Origin of the sequence: Algoriphagus sp. (assembly GCF_024642405.1) — a bacterium.
Lineage (GTDB): Bacteria > Bacteroidota > Bacteroidia > Cytophagales > Cyclobacteriaceae > Algoriphagus.
In genome coordinates this window covers 1-20050 of sequence record NZ_JAHEBC010000045.1, presented here as the reverse complement: position 1 = coordinate 20050, position 20050 = coordinate 1, and the positions used below count along the sequence as shown (strand labels likewise).

At 33.6% G+C, this 20050-nt stretch carries 11 protein-coding genes; 5 read left to right on the top strand and 6 right to left on the bottom strand.

Annotation, left to right across the window (positions count from 1 at the left end; translation table 11 throughout):
• Positions 1–390: 390 nt before the first annotated feature.
• The 5 genes from Q0L68_RS05730 to Q0L68_RS05710 form a co-directional block, all read right to left on the bottom strand.
• Complete coding sequence (locus Q0L68_RS05730; protein WP_296700652.1) at positions 391–1299, bottom strand: alpha-1,2-fucosyltransferase; 909 nt, start codon at positions 1297–1299, stop codon at positions 391–393.
• A gap of 200 nt (positions 1300–1499) precedes the next feature.
• Entirely contained in the window at positions 1500–2240 is a 741-nt protein-coding gene (locus Q0L68_RS05725) for a 4'-phosphopantetheinyl transferase superfamily protein (protein ID WP_296700649.1), read from the bottom strand.
• Between the two features lie 3 nt (positions 2241–2243).
• On the bottom strand, positions 2244–6230 hold the full coding sequence (locus tag Q0L68_RS05720) for an amino acid adenylation domain-containing protein (RefSeq protein ID WP_296700647.1): 3987 nt from the start codon (positions 6228–6230) through the stop codon (positions 2244–2246).
• Between the two features lie 26 nt (positions 6231–6256).
• Entirely contained in the window at positions 6257–8161 is a 1905-nt protein-coding gene (locus tag Q0L68_RS05715; protein WP_296700644.1) for a non-ribosomal peptide synthetase, read from the bottom strand.
• A 359-nt stretch (positions 8162–8520) separates the two neighbouring features.
• Positions 8521–9480, bottom strand: a complete 960-nt coding sequence (locus Q0L68_RS05710; RefSeq protein WP_296700641.1) for a GDP-L-fucose synthase — start codon at positions 9478–9480, stop codon at positions 8521–8523.
• Positions 9481–10500: 1020 nt separating this feature from the next.
• On the opposite strand from Q0L68_RS05710, the gene Q0L68_RS05705 reads away from it, so the two are divergent.
• Both Q0L68_RS05705 and Q0L68_RS05700 read left to right on the top strand, forming a co-directional pair.
• A complete protein-coding gene (locus Q0L68_RS05705) occupies positions 10501–11238 on the top strand; it encodes a WecB/TagA/CpsF family glycosyltransferase (protein ID WP_296700638.1) in 738 nt (245 codons plus the stop codon).
• Positions 11239–11250: 12 nt separating this feature from the next.
• On the top strand, positions 11251–11940 hold the full coding sequence (locus Q0L68_RS05700; protein WP_296700633.1) for a sugar transferase: 690 nt from the start codon (positions 11251–11253) through the stop codon (positions 11938–11940).
• A 382-nt stretch (positions 11941–12322) separates the two neighbouring features.
• Here the strand turns inward: Q0L68_RS05700 and Q0L68_RS05695 are convergent, their stop codons facing one another.
• Positions 12323–15052, bottom strand: a complete 2730-nt coding sequence (locus tag Q0L68_RS05695) for a hypothetical protein (protein WP_296700630.1) — start codon at positions 15050–15052, stop codon at positions 12323–12325.
• A gap of 283 nt (positions 15053–15335) precedes the next feature.
• Between Q0L68_RS05695 and Q0L68_RS05690 the strand changes: the two genes are divergently transcribed.
• The 3 genes from Q0L68_RS05690 to Q0L68_RS05680 are packed head-to-tail and all read left to right on the top strand — an operon-like array spanning position 15336 to position 19950.
• Positions 15336–16841: a rhamnogalacturonan acetylesterase gene (locus Q0L68_RS05690; protein ID WP_296700627.1), complete on the top strand. Its 1506-nt coding sequence runs from the start codon at positions 15336–15338 to the stop codon at positions 16839–16841.
• Between the two features lie 3 nt (positions 16842–16844).
• The gene (rhaM, locus tag Q0L68_RS05685; RefSeq protein WP_296700624.1) at positions 16845–17162 is read left to right on the top strand and encodes an L-rhamnose mutarotase; all 318 of its coding nucleotides are present in this window, start codon (positions 16845–16847) and stop codon (positions 17160–17162) included.
• 10 nt (positions 17163–17172) lie between these two features.
• The gene (locus tag Q0L68_RS05680; protein WP_296700621.1) at positions 17173–19950 is read left to right on the top strand and encodes a glycosyl hydrolase; all 2778 of its coding nucleotides are present in this window, start codon (positions 17173–17175) and stop codon (positions 19948–19950) included.
• The last annotated feature ends 100 nt before the right edge of the window (positions 19951–20050 follow it).

The window sequence follows — 20050 nt, the reverse complement described above, 5'->3', positions numbered from 1 at the left end:
GCATTTTTTAATATTTGAAATAACTTAAATAGTAAAATATTTTAAGTTTAAAGATAGTCCAATTAAAAAATTTTGATGCAACTAAAATTTAAGTGTCTTAGTTGAAATAGAAATCATTTCTATAATCTTAGATAAATGGAAAGTGCATATTTGTATCCAATAAAAAAACTTAAAAAGATCCTAACTATTTGATATACAATACAATAGACTGTGTCACTCTTAATTTATCAAATATTAATTTCAAACTTTTTTTTTAAAAAATAAAAGTAAAAAGAAAGGTCAATTTGTTTAAAACTTAAAATTTCAATATTCTGTCCAAAAAGAAGTCATGATTGAAAGCTTTGCTATTGAGAATCCACGATGAAAAAGATCATTAATTCGGTTAAAAATTTATGCTATTTGTTCAGTTAGTTGATTGACATCTAGTGCTATCCAGTCTTTTGGATATATATCAGAGCAATTATTACCTTTAATCCATGGCTTTGGCATAATTATTTTTTTTGATTCAAACCCAGCTAGCCAAGCCGCCCACCAACTAAAGCTACTGTTTGCAATAATGAAATGTTTGCAAAGACTCATCAAATACATATCGAGATAACTATTCGTTCCTTTATTGTTAGTAACAAAAACAAAATCCGGTCCTTTAAAATGCTCTTTAGCCCATTTGATGTCGTCTGAGAAAATATAAAAAATCGGATTGGATACTTTCTCTCGAATAATCTCAAAAGACTTATAATAATAATCGCTTGAATCAATAACCATTTTACTCTTTGCAATTTGTGGGTCCATGAAATTCCCTCTTCTTACATGGACGGCAACACTTTTACTATTTAAAATATCATTTGCGATTTTAATGTTAATTAAGTCTTTTGGTTTCGTAAAGTTGAAAACCTCACGGATCAAATCAGACTGAGCTTCAAAGTATTTTAAAGATTGCCATGTCCCGACTAAAAATGATGACTTCTGTAGGAAAACCTCTTCATCATACACACATTCCTCTTTTTCTTTATAAATATTGCCGTTATCTGACAAAAAATTAGTCATAATATTTTTGAAGGAATTAGTATTTATATCCACAAATAAAGGTCTCACTTGCTTTATTGCAAAAACTTTCAATTTGTCTTGAATAGGCATAGGAACATTAAATGCCTTTAGCAATTCAAATCCCTGATAATGCCTATTTAGAAAATAATCATTTATTGAAACTTTAGTGGGAATTCCACTTGCATCCATCGCAATTGCTAAAGCATATTGAAACATCTGGTTTCCTAAGCCTCCGTAAATAGCTATTTTATTCATACCTCCACAACTTAAAATTTCTGATTATCCGCAATGATGTCAGTTACCATATTTTCTTTGATTCTCAGGCCGGATGACCGAAGCGGCTTTTAAACTAGTGTTCACCATATATTAAGTCAATTTAGGCCTGTTATTGGTGCAATTAAGGACATGCATCTAAATTTAATTCAATCTATAGTTATTAAATTAGTTTAGAGAAATTAATTATCCCTAAATTCATAGAATCTCAAAACTCTGATGGCTGTATCGTAGGCAAGACTAACGGCGTATTCATCATTCATTATGAAATTTCTTATGTCCCATGAAGATGCAAAGCTAGATAAGTCTGATGGCACTAAATTTTTCCCATCACAGCAATTAATGTCTTTTAATCGATCCGTTAATCCAATACCTATACCTTTCAATAATGCCTCTTTTCTTGTCCAATGTTTATAAAACATTTCTCTTGGAGAACCACTGTTCAAAATTGAACTAACTTCTAAACTGGACATTGTATTATATATTAGATTATATAAATCTACCTTCGCATCCATAAATTCAATATCAACCCCTAGGGAAAACCGTTTAGTAATACCTATAATAATAAAATCACCAGAATGGGAAATATTAAATTCTAAGTTTGAATGACTCGCCAATACCGGCTTATTAAGTTCCAATGTCCTGAACTCGATGTCTTCCGGATTTATTTTCAAATAATTTGCTATTAACTTTTTTAGGCAGATTTTACTTAAAACGTAACGATTCCGATCCTCTTCCCTCAGGAAAGAATTACTTTTATCTAATTCGAAATCATCTAATAAATAGTCTTCCTGATTGATTTTTTTAATATAATCTGGAATATAAACTCTCCAAATATCTAAATTATTATTGAGTTTGAAATCGCATTCATTTCTCCATTCAAATACTTCAATCTCTGAGCATAAGATCCTACTAAAGACCATAAATCAATTATTAGAAGAGTTTAGTATATCCTGAAGTGCTTTAGAGAATTCAGCTCCATGTGGGGGTTTAAGCATATTTGCATGTTCTCCTGGCATATGGATTGTCCGTAAAGTCCTTACATATGGTAACCATCCAAATGTTTTGAAATCAGATACAAAAAAAGTTCTTTTCTTAGCTAAAAATACAGTAATATCAGCATCTATATATTCGTGTTTGTATTTTTTCCAGGCCATCATATTTACCTCTTCAATTTGACTGATACGAGCCTTTAAATTCCCTAGATCTTCATCTGGAATTGGGTTTTGAAATTTATCTATTTTTTCTTTGAGGTAGTTTAATCGATATTTAAAATAATAAAGCGGGTCCTCCAATAGGAATCTAATTTCAAAAAGCAACTTTTTAGCATACATCTTTATCTTAGCAGATAGCGTTTTGGGGACATTATTACTAATGGAGGCAGTAGTATCAATCATTCCCAAGAAGGTTATTTTTTCACCTTCTTGGAGCCATTGTTTTGTCATTTCAAAAGCAATTTGTCCTCCAATCGAATTACCTAATAACTTATATGGCCCTTTAAAGCCTAATTGTTTTATTTCTGCTATGTATAACTTAGCAATACCTTCAATTGTATCAATTGGATCTATCTCACTATTTAAAATAGTTGGAGATTGTAGCCCCCAAATAGTTTGGTCATCATCCATATACTTATTTAAAGTATTTATTTCCAATGGATTAAGTCCAACACCATGAACGAAAAACAAAACCTTATCAGGATTACCATCCTTTATTTTGACTAAAACCCCACTTTTAACTTCATCATGAGCAAGAAGTTCATCTAGCTTTCTAGAAATAGAACTAATTGTTGAATGTTCGAACAGCAATGAAAGAGGTAAATTCAATCCAAACTTCTTTTCAATCTTCGAAATTAAATCAACTGCAATCAAAGAGTGTCCTCCAACTTGGAAAAAATCAGCATCTAACCTAGAGTCTGAAGAGTTTAAAACTTCCTCCCATAACTCTTTTACTTTTAATATTGTATCACCAATTATAATTTCTTCAATTTCTGGAGACTTAATTTCAATTTCTTTTTCAGGCTTAACTAATAAGTTCCTTGCTGCCAGTCTGTCAATTTTACCATTTTGATTTAATTCAAAACTATCCACTATTATAAAATATCCAGGTATCATATATCCAGACAAGACTTTTGAAAGGCTTTCTTTACACGTATCTATCCATGTAGAAGAATCTATTTCACTTTTTTTATCATTCTTGAAAGAAATAAAAGCAACTAAACTATCATCCCCATTTTCGTCAATAATTTTTTCTACAATGACATTTTTCACATCACTATTGTGAGCTATCATATTTTCTATTTCACCTAGCTCAACTCTTTGACCTCTTATTTTTACTTGATAGTCAATTCGTCCTTTACAAATCAATTCTCCATCATCAGTCCAAACAGCAAGATCCCCGGTTTTATAATATCTACCAGGTTTATTTGGAAAAGGATTCAAAATAAATTTCTCTTTTGTGAGATCTTCTCTATTTAAATATCCAATTCCTACTCCCTTTCCTCCTATATATATTTCACCAGGCTCTCCAGGATCCGTAACTATTTCACCTTTGTCATTGAGTAAAAAAATATTTGTACCCTCCACAGGCAATCCAATTGTAATTACCTCTGTTTCAGGTAATATTTCTTTGATATTAGTAAAAATTGTAGTTTCAGTTGGCCCATAAATATTAAATACCCTTGCGGCCGAGCTAACAAGTAACTGAGCAAGTGAATATTGCAAAGGCTCTCCAGCAGAAATGATCGTTAGATTTTCATGCATTCCGTTAAACCCATATTCCACAATTGATTTGAGATGGGATGGCGTGGCAAATAATTTGGTAATGGCCCCAGTATTTACGGCCTTCACTATTTCTCTAGGATCTCTCCTTTCGAATTTGTCGAACAGTTGTAAAGATGCTCCAAATACAAACGGAAGTACTATTTCTAAAAATGACATATCAAATGATGTTGATGTCAACCCTATGACATTGTCATCTTCAACTAGACCAGGAGCCTGTTCAAAATGCTTTATAAAATCGGCAAGGTTTTTTTGAGATAATGCTACTCCTTTAGGTTTACCGGTTGATCCAGAGGTATAAACAATAAATATTGGATCATTCGAATTTGGTGGTTTTACATCAATAGAAGGAGATTTATCTTGAATAATATTAGTACCTAATATTATTTTTCTACCCTCTAAATTATCCCAAGAAAACGACTCATTATCGGTGATGAATGCAACTACCTCCACATCATTGAGCATAAATTTTACTCGTTCTTCCGGAAATTCCCCATCAATCGGCATATAGCCTGCTCCTACTTGAATTACTGCTAATGCACTTGCAACAAGATCAAATGTCCTTTCTAGATGAACTCCAACTATCTTTCCGGGACCAGCACCTTTTGAAATCAAATGCTTTGAAATAGCATTTGATCTATTAAACAAGTCTTCATAAGTATATTCGTTAAGTCCTATCCGAACGGCAATCTTGTCCTTTTTGGAAGAAAGTTGCTTTGAGATTAATTTTCCTAGCGTTTCAAAATCAGGAGGCGTTTCTACTTTTTCAGGAGTGGTTGATTTCAATAATGTAGAAATCTTCTCATCAGGATTATCTAAAAATAAATCGATCATCTCAAAATATCTATCTGAGGCCTTTTCTATTGTCGATTTATTAAACAGGTTTTTATTATAGGTCCAATCAAGGATATGCTTATTAGATGATTCAAAGAGATTTAGAATCAATTCAAAATTTGCAAATGCCTTTGGATTGGTCATCAAATGATGCTTCAAACCACTAAATTCCAGATCATCTTCCATTCCGGTGTCTATATTAAAAGTGACTGGAACTAAGGGAATCCGTGATGGATCTCTTTCCAAATTGATGTTCTTAATCATATCTCCAAAGGAGATGGAACTATGGGCCATTGCTTTGAAATAATCTTCCTTTCTAATTTTTAAATATTCAGAAAAAGACCATTCTCCATCTATTTTACTTCTCAAGGGAAGTAAGCTTACACAATGCCCTATTAGGTAATGCTTATTTGAAGTTATCTGACCCGCAACAGGCAATCCTACTATAATATCTTTTTGCTTTGTCCAATCACTAAGAAAAATCTCAAAAATTGTCAATAAAGTTAGATTAAGACTTGAATTTAGTTTTGCACCAACTGTTTTTACCTTATTTAAAGTTTCTTCTTTTAGCCATTTTTTATGAACTTCAGATTTATAGGTTCTGATTTTCGTCCTAGCATTATCAATAGGTAAATCAAGTCTTGGGACGGGATTGCTCAAATAATTTTTCCAGAACTCAATAGTTTTTTTATAAATAGGACTCCTCATTAAACTAAAATACTCTCTTGCATAGTCACTGAGCAATTCAGCTTTCGGGAGTTGAACTTCATTTCCTGAAATCAAATCAGAGTAAATCATTCCCAATTCCTCTAACATGACTCCCAAAGACCAGCCATCAAAAATCAAATGATGTCCAGTAAATGTCAAAAGATGTTCCTTCTCCTCTAACTTGATTAGGTCCATAACATATAGCGGACCTTGAACTAAATTAAAATTAAAAGAACCAGTTTGGTCTAAATGCTTCTTAAGGAATAAATCCTTCTCTTTCCCGCCCATTCCGCTGACATCCCTCATCCGTATCGGCAAAGAATATCTATCAAAAATGATAAGGCTTTTTCCGTTAGGACTTAAAACTGCACGCATAGCATCATGCCTTTCTATTACCTTTAAAAAAGCTTCTTGTAATAATTTTACTGATAAATCACCTTTGAGAGTAAGCGACACTGATTCATTATACGCTTGATTTGCTTCCTTACCTCCCAACTTACACGCAAGCCAGATTTCCAATTGTGCGGGAGTTGTGGAAAAAACCTTTTCAATTTCTGGCATATCAGTAAAAGTATTGTTTTTATTAATCGTCATTTTTGATTCTTTATTAATAAAAAAATTCACTTATAAATGTTCGGATCATTAATCCAAAAAGGCATACCATCTTCATCTAAACCAATTTTAGCACCAATGAAAGGCGGATTGCTTACATCCATATAGGTTTCTTCAAAGTTAAGAAGATCTTCGTCCTCAATCTCATAATTAACTAAATTATATGTGATTCCTTTGGTTAAATATTCCGCTTGGCTCCCGATAGTTGGGTATTGGTAAACAAGTGTTACGGGAAAGTGAATATCTAAATAACCTTTGATTTTTAAAGAAAGATTTTGAGCCAAAATTGAATTCCCTCCTATCTCAAAAAAGTTGCTTTCCTTATCAATCTTCGTTTCCTGTAAAATCGTCTTCCAAATTAAACTTAGATCGTATTCCAATCCAAAATCGGAGGATTTAAATTCAATACTTTTTTCATTTAATGACTCATCAAATTCTTTGGACAACTTGTTTCTGTCAACCTTCCCACTTGTTGTTTTTGGTAATTTTTCCAATTTTGAAATTATAGTGGGAATCATATAATCTGGTAAAACAGAAGAAATTTGCTTTCTTATAAAATCATCTGTTACCGCTTCATTTGAAGACGTATAAAATAGTTTTAAAATGAATTGATTATCAGGATTCGATGCCTTTACAATAGCACATTCATCGACCCCATTTACTTTAGAAGTCGCTAACTCAATTTCTCCTATTTCTACTCTAAATCCATTTATTTTTATTTGATCATCTCTTCTTCCTACAAAGCTGATTTCACCATTTTCATTCCAAAAACCCAAATCACCTGATTTATAAACTCTATAAGAGGATTTGCTATCCTTACCAAAAATCACAAATTTATCATTTGTCAAATCATCCCTATTGAGGTATCCGTCGGCAAGACAAACCCCTGAAAGGTACAATTCACCAATTTCTCCAGGATTTGAAATAATTTCTCCAAAATCATTTACAATATCGACGTATGAATTTTTTATAGGTAAACCAATTGTTGGTAATTCATCCCAGCTTGCTGGATCATCTTTCAAATGAAGCTGGGTGACAACATGACTTTCAGTGGGTCCATATTGGTTAAATAATTCACAATCTGGTAATTTTGAGAAGAAGGATCTAATAGAATCAGTTATTTTAAGTTGTTCTCCTGCAGTCATCACCTCTTTCAAGCAGAATGGGAATATTTTATATAAATAAGAAGTATTACATAATCCATGCAATGCCACAAAAGGCAAAAAAAGTCGATTTATTTTGTTATTCTCAATGTAATTTAAAAGCATATATGGGTCTTTCAACTTTTCATTATCAACAATGTGTAAAGTCCCACCAGTACTTATTGTGCAAAATATTTCAAGGAAAGAAGCATCAAAAGTCAATTTTGCAAAATGAAGAGTATTAAAACCAATAGAAGATTGAGAGTAGTTATTTTGCCATTCTACTAAATTAATTAATGCATCGTCAGACATACAAACGCCCTTTGGAGTTCCAGTTGAACCAGAGGTAAACAGGATATAGGCATATTTTGAAATCACCGCACTACAATTCTTGTCATATTTGAAAGAATGAATTGATTTTAGTCCAAGAGATTCATAAGATTCCTCCGTAGTACTTGGTAAAAAATAGTTCAGTTTTGCTTCATCCACAATTTTTTTTAATCGTGCTGTTGGTAAATCAAAATCTAATGGCAAGTACGTTTTCCCTGATGCCAGAATTGCGAGAAGATTAACGATTGTTTGAATAGATCTATTACACGAAATTCCAATGATACTTTCTGAAGGAACATTTTCTCTAAGCTTGTTCCCTAGGAAAAAAATATTTTTACCTAAATCTGAATAACTGATAGACTTATCATTACATATAATAGCTGTCTCATCTCCATATTTTTCAAAAGCAGAATTTAATAGCTCAAAAACCTTCTTATTCATAATTAGAATTCAAATTTCAATCACTTTCAATTGTATCAGAGCAATAACCATTAAAACTAGGTGAATTAAATAAGAATCTAAAAAAAGAAAGGTGTTTAAAAGTGTCATTTGGCTGACAAATGTCTCATTTTCAGGAATTTTGTCTTTCAATTTACTGAACTAATTAAGTAATACAAATTTCTTTTGCATTCACTTCTTTTTATCTCTCTTTAAGAACTTTAATTAATACAACCCATCAAAATCAAAATATTCAAAACAAAATTCTTTGACATCTTTTCCAAATAGGAACAGTCCTTCGGATATGCCTAGTATGTTGAAAACTATTTCATTTAATCAAATACTTGGTTTTTGAATCAATTTTAGAGTTGCATATCAACTATTTTTAATTTATCAATATTTTGTAAATACCATTTATACGTTTGGGTTATACCTTCAATTAATGATAATCTAGGTTTCCAACCCATACTTTTAATTTTACTGACGTCCATAACTTTTCTATGTGTACCATCAGGCATATTTCTATCCCAAATTATTTCTCCTTCATGACCAATAACCCCTTGAATCATTAAGGCAAGATCCTTTATCTCAATATCATAACCGGTTCCAACATTTAATATGTGATAAGTTGGAGTTTTGTCCAAAAGAAAAATAACAGCATCAGCCAAATCTTCAACATGCAAAAACTCCCTCATTGGAGTTCCAGTTCCCCACAATTTAACAGGCTGGTTTCCATTAATTTTAGATTCATGAAATTTCCGAATCATTGCAGGTAAGACATGAGAACTATTCAAATCAAAGTTATCGAAAGGTCCATAAAGGTTAGAAGGCATAATTGAAGTAAATAATCTTTTCTTTTTTAAGAAAATTGCTTCGCAAGCTTTAATGCCAGCAATTTTTGCAATGGCATAACTCTCATTTGTCTTCTCTAAAGAACCAGAAAGCAGATATTCTTCTTTTATGGGTTGTATAGCTTTTTTAGGATAAACACAGGAACTGCCTAAAAAAAGAAACCTATCAACATTTTCCTTCAATGCACAATCAATTAAGTTATTTTGTATCTGAAGATTATCCATCAAGAATTCGAAAGGGAAATTATCATTTGCCAAAATCCCCCCCACTTTGGCTGCGGCATCTATAACAATTTCAGGTTTTTCACTTTTAAAAAATTGGGAAACAGCATTTTGATTTCTTAAATCTAAATCTCCACTTGACGTTCCAATTAATGATTCAGCTCCCCTTGCCTTTAATAATCTCCAGATAGAAGAACCCACCATTCCTTTATGGCCGGCTATGTATATTTTTCTTTTTAAAAAATCCATGACTATTCAGTTTCAATAATTTATACCTTTTGAAATCCCAATGCTACTATTGCTATTCGTTATTATTAATACTTCTGGAAACTTAGAAATAATGCATCATAAAGAAGAAGTAATAGCAAAAAGATGCCATTCTACTTGCTAAATTTTATAAGGAGGATTCTTAAAAAACATCAATTCCAATTTATAACTGTCAGATATAGCTTAATTAGTTAAATTTGATCCACCGAAAACCTGAGAAGATCTATTTTTTAGAATTTGATGTTAATTATTTTACCAAATATAGATATTGAAAGGTTAATCTCAAATTATAAAATACGTTTTATTGGTTTTAAAATACTATTTTTTAGATTCAAAACCTTTGTCAGATCTGAAAAACACTCTATCGGGATAATAAAGTAGCAGTCTTGAAAGAATTTTGTCTTTAAGTTTAACTTTTTAAAAAGGTCTCACTCAAAAAGAAAGAAAAATTCAATAATCAAGTTCAAGGTATTTGAAGGGAATTTTGTGTAATTCTAAATTCCAGTTCTAAGTTGAAAAAAATGTAATCTGATTTTTTTCCTTAATAAAAAGGTCATCAATATTTTCAAATAATAATACGAACGCAAAATTTTAAGTTCAGATATCGTTAAGAAATAAATTTTTCTAGCCTCTATCTAATGGGGTTCAATTTTCCCTACAGGGGATCAGATTTATTTGTAAAACACAATTTTCATAAGAAAAATTAAAAATTGATTTTTACGAAAAGCATTTTTTAATCCTGAAAGCATTTTTTTTATATGTATTTAATATTTCTAAAAATTTCTTCTTTACAACCTCTAAATAATTTGACTTTCAAAATACAGATTCCGTGATTTTTTGAATTTTTTATAACTTTTAATTGATTAGATGTTGATTTTACAATATTTCAGAAATAATCATTTATTTTTTTATTATTAAAAATGTATTACACATTATAATTTTTGTATCTTGTGCCAAAATAAGCAGTAAAAGTTAAAACTGCTTTTGAATCTAAACAGCACTATGAATACACTAAGTTCGGAGTTTCTTGGTTACTCAATGTTTAAAGGACAATTGGTTGATGTTCTTCAAAAAGGAAAAACAATCATCAATACCTTGAATCAATACAGTTATTGTCTGGCTGAGGAGGATGTCGTTTTTAAAAATGCTCTAATGAGTTCTGACGTTCTTTTGCCAGATGGTATCTCGATAGTATTGTCAGCTAAATTATTAAGCGGTAGCAATTTGAATAAAATTGCAGGTGCAGATCTTCACGATTTCGTATTGAAGTACCTGAATAGTGTCTATGGAAGTTGCTTTTATTTAGGTTCCAAAGAAGAAACTTTGGAAGCCATCAAGAACAAATTGGGAACAACGTTTCCAAACGTTACTTGTGAAACATACTCTCCTCCTTTCAGAGATGAATTTTCTGAAGAAGAAAATGAGATTATGATTCAAAAAATCAATGAATTTTCTCCAGATGTTCTCTTTGTTGGTATGACTGCCCCAAAACAGGAAAAATGGGTATATCAAAACAGAGATAAAATACAGGCTACCTATATATGTTCAATTGGGGCCGTTTTTGATTTTTTCTCAGGAACAATTGAGAGACCATCAGATTTTTGGGTGAACAACGGACTTGAATGGTTCGCAAGATTATTAAAAGAGCCTAAAAGGTTATGGAGAAGATATGTCTTATACGGCGGAATCTATATCAAACATATCCTACTATCTAAAATCAATCACAATTTAAGGTATTAAACTTCTCAGAGCATGTCACTTACTATTGATAATTACATTGGTGTAAAGGATTTTAAAATTGACAAAGAGTTTATTTATAAATCCTATTCGATAAATCATTTGGATTCTATCCAAGTGGTTACAAAAAGAGTTGTTGATTTAACACTGAGCTTAGTGTTTTTAGTTGCAGTAGGCTGGTGGTTATTTGCAATTGTGGCACTATTTATCTCCATGGAATCTAAAGGACCTGTTATTTTCAAACAGTTGAGACATGGAAAAAATAACAGACCATTTTATTGCTACAAGTTTAGAACAATGAAATTCAATATTAATTCTGAATTTTTACAGGCTCAAAGAAATGACCCAAGAATCACTAGAGTGGGGGCATTTTTGAGATCAACCAGTATTGATGAACTACCTCAAATATTCAATGTAATATTAGGAGAAATGTCTATTGTAGGTCCACGACCTCATGCATTAATAATGAATAGAGAATACTCCGAGAAAATTTGCGGATTCATGTGCAGACATATGGTAAAGCCTGGAATAACTGGTTTAGCTCAAGCAAAAGGGTATAGAGGTGAAATTATAAATAAATCAGATATGAATTTTCGCCTGGCTTACGATTTATTCTACATCAAAAAATGGAGTGTTTTACTAGATTTTAAAATCATCTTATTGACCGTTACCTGTATTCTATTCAACAATAAGAATGCTTATTAATTGAATAAATAAAGTTTCTTCCTAGAAACCTGAATAAAACACTTTCAAATAAAAATCCACAAGATTGAATCAATCCTGTGGATTTTTTTTATTGTCAATCAGAACTCCCTTGTTTGCTTTATATCAACCTTCATCCAAATTAGCAATCATTTGAATCAACTCAGCATAAAGCTAATTTTCACTAAGAGGTGTTTATATTCTCCTGATTTTGTAGAGCGCTAATAAGTTAGAATTCAAAATAAATAGCCATTGACGATGAAAGTTCCCATCTAATTAGGACTAATTCATTCACCATTTCCCTCCTATAATTTTCTTAAAATCCGAGTAAAAAAAATAGGTCTGACTTTTGCAAGCCAGACCTAAAAATCCTTCTTTTAGAAATTTAATTTACACTCCAGTAATCTTTCATAACTACAGCTTCCCCACTATCCATTTCACCATTCATTTCTATAACTACTTTATAATTACCTGGGCCAACTGTCCTGGTTATATATTTCATCCCTTCCAATCTACTAGCAATATCCTCTTCTTCCATTCCAAAGCTTCTAAACCTTTCAGCGGTCTGCTCTAGTTGCTTTTGAGATCTCTCACCTGTTATTTCTTCAAATTTCCAATTAAACAAATTTAAACCTGCTTTTGCATCCAGATTTTTACTTAGGATCTCTTTGGCCCCTTTATAAATTTTTATAGTTGCTTGACCAGCTTCCTTTGAATAATAGTGTATATGAGACCCAGTTGCTCTACTTTCTCCATCAAAATTTGTGAAAGCAGTAACATTACTTAATCCCTCAACAAACTGTACAGCAGGCTGAATTTCAAATAGGGTTAAATTAGTATTCAAAATCTCATTTGACATTCCTTGAAGGGGAGTTATATCAGCAATAAATATCCCTCTACCATGAGTTGCTACCACCAATTCATTTTCTCTTGGATGGATAACCATATCATACGCAGGATTAACAGGCATATTAGTCATAAATTTAGTCCAATTTGCGCCTCCATCAATACTAGCAAAAGAACCTAACTCTGTCCCTACAAATAGAAGATTTGGATTCTTATGATCCTCTCGTATAACATTTACACCTGCAGCTGGAATACCCTCGGCTATTGAAGTCCAAGTTTCACCCCAATCAGTAGTCTTATATAAGAAGGAAGTAAAATCATCTCTTCTCATTCCATTAAATGAAACATAAGCAGTTCCAGGAAAATGGGCTGAAACTTCAACTCTAGTGACCCAATACTCTGGGTTGTTAGGAATATTATCATTTAGCAATGTCCATGTTTTGCCTCCATCTTTAGTAACATGAAGATTTCCATCATCTGTACCGGCCCACAATTCATTTGGGTCTAAAGAAGACTCATCTAATGTTGTAATGGTTCCATACTGAATATTACCTGTTCCAATGGCTTTAACTGAATCATTTTTTGATAAATCAGGGCTAACTTCTTCCCAGTTTTCCCCTCTAAAGGTCGATTTCAAAACTTTATTGCCAGCATGATAAACCACATCTGTATTATGTTGAGAAACTACTATTGGTGAATTCCAATTCCAACGCATATTCCTTGCGTCTGAATAACGGATACTTTTTGATTCACCTGTTTCTAAATCTAATCTCTGAATTGGACCAAACTGTGATTCATTATATAGATACCGATTATTAGATCTATCTACAACATTGTACATTCCATCACCTCCACCTACTCGCTGCCAAGCTTCAAATGGGATAGAGCTTCCATCTTTCATTGAGCTAGGACCTCTAACAGAACCATTATCCTGTAATCCTCCATAAACATTGTATGGATAAGCCAAATCAACATCAACTGCATAGAACTGTGCAAGCGGCAATTCATCAGGGTGATACCAAGTTGCTCCAGCATCATATGTAATCCCCATTCCATGATCATATCCTAAAAGCATATGTTCAGAATCTGCTGGATCTATCCACATAGAATGATTATCTCCTCCAAAGCGGAATGGCATGCCCCAAGTTTTTCCTCCGTCTTTAGTTTCCCAAACTCTGATACCTAAGACATATACATGATCGGCATCGTTTGGATCGACGATCACTTGCTGGTAATAATACGAAGGATAACCTCCGACATCCTCACCATCTGGGTTGATTTTTCTCCAGCTTGATCCCCCATCATCAGATCGGTACATTTCAGTTCCTACCACTTTTTGGTCCTGACCAAGAGGTATTCCAACCTCCAACATTTTTCTTCTCTCTTCTGTAGAAACTCCTTCCACATTTACATTCTCAACATTGGCATAAACCACATTAGAATTATTTGGAGCATAAGCCAATCCAATTCTTCCTAAAAATCCACCTGGGAATCCATTGCCTAGCTTTTCCCAAGATTTACCTCCATTGGTAGATTTATAAACTCCACTTCCTTCTCCTCCTTCATTGAAAGTCCATGGGCGTCTAATTTTGTCATATGCAGCGGCTATCAAAGTATTAGGGTCGTCTGGACTCATAGTTACATCTACCACACCAATGTACTTCCCATCTTCTCTTTTAACTTCTAAAACTTTGCTCCAGGATTTTCCTCCATTCGTTGTTTTGTAAAGTCCTCTCTCCTCATTTTCAGAATACAGATGTCCTAAAGCAGCCACATAAACAACATCTGAATTATTTGGATCAATAAGGATTCTACCAATGTGATGAGACTCTGGTAAACCCATATTTTTCCAGGTTTTACCTCCATCTAAAGATTTGTAAACACCGTCTCCCCAATAAGAACTTCTTGAATTATTCGCTTCCCCTGAACCAACCCAAACTACGTTTGGATTCTTTTGATCGACAGCTACAGCCCCTAAGGATATTATGGGTTGATCATCAAAAATTGATTCCCATGACTGCCCATTATTTATAGTTTTCCATAAACCTCCCGAAGCGGTTGCAGCATAAATAATTTTTGGTGTTTTATCCACTACTGCAAAATCAACATACCTACCTCCTTGTCGAGTTGGTCCGATTTCCCTGAATTTAATGGCATTTACGACCTGATCAGGTATTTTTTGTGCAAAGGACTGAGGTAGAGAAACTACCAAAAGCAACATAATTAATATTACTAATCCTTTAATAGATATTAGTTTGTGTTTTATCATAAAATTAAGGTTGTGGCACTTAAATTAATCCAAAAAGTCACCATCACAAAAGAGCAGTTATTCAATTATATAAACGGAGGTGATTTTTTTAAACACTATTATCAATTCCTAAAGAATCTTTCATTTTAAATAAAGTGATTTTAACCTGTTAAACACCGATTTTAATCCAATTAACCATGATCTGGATTTAAATTGCCCATTCTGTTAAGTGAATACATAAAAAGAATCTTTGCTACCTTAGAAATTAAAATTAAATACAGTCTTTTTAAATGCTATTCTAAGAATGTTCAGAAAAAAATCTATTCCTATTCTATTTTTAGCGGTCCCCCTTATTTTTTCGATTTTCGCTTTTATTCAAAATGAAAATATAAACCAGAAGACCTTATACCTGATTGGTGATTCCACAGTTCGAAATGGAGGAGAAGGAAACCTGCAAAGAGGCTGGGGTAATTTTATTCAGGAATTCTTTGATAGCACAAAACTTTTTGTCAGTAACCAGGCAATGGCCGGAAGAAGCACTCGAACTTTCGTAAAGGAAGGAAGATGGGAAAAAGTTCTAAACTCTCTACAACCTGGAGATTATGTAATCATGCAATTTGGCCATAATGAGGGATCCGTCCCAGATACAACCCGAACTGGCTACCGTGGTGTTTTGAGAGGAATGGGGGAACAAACCAAAGAATTAACTTGGCCAGACGGTAGCAAGGAAATTGTTCATACCTATGGATGGTATCTGGAAAAATTCATAAAGGATACCAAATTAAAAGGAGCTACACCAATCGTTGCTTCTATGATACCAAGAAATAAGTTTACAGATGGAGAGGTAGATAGGGCTAATCAGGATTTTGGGAAATGGGCGAGAGATGCTGCAAGAAGGAATGGAGTTCCATTTATAGATTTGAATACGATCATAGCAGACCAATACGATACTTGGGGACCTGAAGTAGTGAAGGGGCTTTTTGAAAAAGATCATACCCATACCAATGAAGCTGGGGCAAGAATCAATGCCTGGTCAGTAACTAAAGGTATTCGCGGTCTTGATAATTCTGATTTGAAAGAATATCTAAAAAAAGATAAACCTACTCTATTTCTCATTGGGGATTCCACAGTTAAGAACGGTCAAGGAGATGGTGCTGGAGGTCTTTGGGGTTGGGGAGATTTTTTGGCTCCTTATTTTGATCTTGATAAAATAAAAATACAAAACCATGCTTTGGGAGGTACCAGTAGCCGGACTTTCCAAACTTACGGTCATTGGCAAAAAGTATTAGAAAAAATTGAACCTGGTGATTATTTGATTATGCAGTTTGGCCATAATGATTCCAGTCCTTTAGATGATACAGCGAGAGCTAGAGGAACTATTAAAAGTGCTGGATTGGAAGCTCAAAACATTTTTAATCCCATTACTAAGCAACAGGAAACTGTCTATTCCTATGGGCAGTATTTGAGACAAATGATCTTGGCCGCGAAAGCTAAAGGAGTAACTCCAATCGTTTGTTCATTAATCCCAAGAAACATATGGAAAGACGGTGAGGTAATTAGAGCTGACTCGGATTATGGACTTTGGGCAAGGCAAGTGGCAGAAGACACCAATACTGCATTTATAGACTTGAATTCACTGATTGCAAATGAATATGATAGTCTTGGAGAAAACTTTGTAAAGACACATTATTTCAATGACACAGATCACACCCATACAATTGAAAACGGTGCTGAGATAAATGCAAAAATAGTTGCTAAAGCAATCAAAAATCTATCTGAAACTGACTTGAAATCATTTTTAAAGGACTAAGCCATGAGACAAAAACTAGCTTTCCGAATGAAATTAATCCCCGGAAATGAGGAAGAATACGAAAGAAGACATCGGGAGATTTGGCCTGAACTGGTCACTTTATTAAAAGAAACCGGAATCATAGATTATCAGATATTTTTGGATAAAGAAACTTCCTGTCTGTTTGCTTTTCAAGTCATTGAAGGAAATGCTAACTCTCAAGATCTTGGAGATACAAAAATTGTTCAAAAATGGTGGAAGTACATGGCCGACATTATGGAAACCAATGACGACAACTCCCCTGTTTCCATTCCCCTACCAAATGTCTTTAATTTGAAGTAAACCCATTCCTATGACCATTAAAACCAATTTGATTTTATTAGTCTTTTCTTTCTCCCTTTTAGCTTGTACTTCTAAAGAGAGAACTTCCCATGCCTCAGCCGAATGGCCAGAAATCACACAGACAGCAAAACCTTGGACCCGATGGTGGTGGATGGGAAGTGCAGTTGACAAAGAGAATATTTCCTCTTTAATGGAAAGTTATAAGGAAGCAGGACTGGGCGGAGTTGAAATCGCTCCAATTTATGGAGCTAAAGGTTATGAAGACAGGTACATTGAGTACTTATCAGATGATTGGCTTGAAATGTTGGAATTCACAATTAACAAAGCTGATTCCTTAGGAATGGGTGTCGATTTAACTCAAGGAACAGGCTGGCCATTTGGGGGACCACAGGTTAGTTTAGAAAATGCAGCCACAAGCCTGAAAATTCAAAATTATTTAATCGAAGATGACAAGCCATTTAACACTCCTATAGTTTTTCAAAGAAGGAGTGAAAACCAACCTGTTGCAAAATTAATTGCAGTAATGGCTTATGATGAAAATTTGCAGTCAAAAAACATCACTGAATTTCTGGGAAAAGATGGCAAACTAAATTGGAATGAAGCCGGCAATTGGCAGATAAAAGCTATATTCTTGGATAAGACAGGACAAAAGGTCAAAAGAGCTGCACCAGGTGGTGTTGGTTTTACTTTAGATCATTTCAGTAAACCTGCAGTTGATTATTACAATTCCTATTTCCAAAATGCTTTGTCAGGTAAAACCTATGGTTTCCGGGCATTCTATAATGACAGTTTTGAGGTTTATGGTGCTGATTTCACGGATGGGTTTTTTGAAGAATTTGAGAAATTAAGGGGATATGATTTAAAAGAATACTTACCCTATTTTGAAAGTGATGAGGATTCAGAAATAGTCAGGAGAATCAAGTCTGATTATCGGGAAACTATTAATGATTTGCTGCTTTCCAATTTCACTAAAAACTGGACAGAATGGGCACATAGTCAATCCAAACTCACCAAAAATCAAGCGCATGGTTCACCGGGAAATTTATTAGATCTATATGCTGCCGTGGATATTCCTGAATGTGAGACATTTGGATCAAGCTACTTCCCTATTCCTGGATTAAGAAGAGATAGTGCGGATATCAGAAATGTCGATCCTGATCCCATCATGCTAAAATTTGCTTCCTCTGCAGCACATTTGACTGGAAAAAATCTTGTTTCTTCGGAAACCTTTACCTGGCTTGGTGAACATTTCAAATCCTCTTTTTCACAAATGAAACCAGAAGTGGAACAGGCATTTCTAGCCGGAGTAAATCACATTTTTTACCATGGCGTTACCTATAGCCCGGAAGATGTGCCTTATCCTGGCTGGTTATTTTATGCTTCTTTGAATTTGACTCAGCAAAACAGTCTCTGGCCGCATTTCAATGAGTTCAATCAGTTTATTGCAAGATCTCAATCTATTTTACAAACTGGAAAACCAGATAATGAATTGCTTGTTTACTGGCCAGTTTACGATGTATGGGCAGAGCATAAGGGTAAAATGGAAATGATCACAGTCCATGCAGTCGACGAATGGCTACACCCAACCGATTTCTACAAACAATCTAAAAAACTGATGGAATCCGGCTATTCTTTGGATTTCATTTCAGATGATATGATTGCCAACTCGAAAGTTGAAAAAGGAGCTATAAAAACTTCGGAAAGTAATTCCGGGAAGGTTTTGATTATCCCTGAGACTGACTTTATGCCAATTACAACTTTAAAAAATCTAATAGATTTAGCTGATGAAGGAGCAAAAATAATTTTTCAATCCAAACCTAAATCAATCCCGGGTTTCAGTTCCGAATTGGCTTCTTCGCAGGCAAAATTCGATCAATTATGGGAAAGTCTCAATTTTGAAAATGGAAAATCAGAACACGGAAACGGTCATATTTATTTATCCAATGATATCCAAAGTACATTAGAAGAAATAGAAATATTACGTGAGGAATTAGTGGATACTGGCTTGGATTTCATTCGCAGAAAAACTAATGATGGCACCTATTATTTTTTGGTAAACCATAGTCCCAATACCATCAATCAAGGTATCTCCCTCAATGTCGATTCCAATCAATTAATCCTTTTTGACCCTTTGACAGGCAATAGAGGTATGCTAGAAACAAAAAAAATGGGAAATAAAACGATGATTGACATTTTCATGAAATCCGGAGAAAGTATTTTTATTAAAGCTATTGAGGGGAAGGTAGATTTAGATTTGCCAAAATGGCCAAACTACAACAACCCAGAGAATAGTGTTGACATTTCATCCAATTGGAACTTAACTTTCAACCAGGGTCAGCCAAGCCTCCCTTCTTCCCAAGCAATGCTAACAATTCATCCTTGGACGGATCAGGAGGATCAAGCAGCTGATGATTTCTCTGGTCAGGCCACCTACACTTCTAAATTTGAGTTTACCAAGTCTGTAGGAAAAAGCTATTTATTAAGTATTGATAAGGTCAATGAGAGTGCTAAAATTTGGATAAATGATCAGTATGCAGGGGCGATTTGGAGCATCCCCTATCAATTGGATGTGACAGAACAACTTCAAAATGGAAGTAATTCAATCAAAATCGAAGTCGCAAACCTAATGGCAAACAGTATCCGATATTTAGATAGAAATGAGATTGAGTGGAGAAATTATCATGAAATCAACTTTGTCAATATTGATTATAAACCTTTTGATGCAACTGACTGGAAAACTATGCCTTCAGGAATTGATGGAAAAGTTATGATTTCGCAATATGAATGAAATCATAATTAGACTCTACTCACAATTTTAGAATTTCTCAAAACTGTAACCTCTTTCCATTAAATCATCAATTAGAGAATCTAAGTTCAAATACAATTTA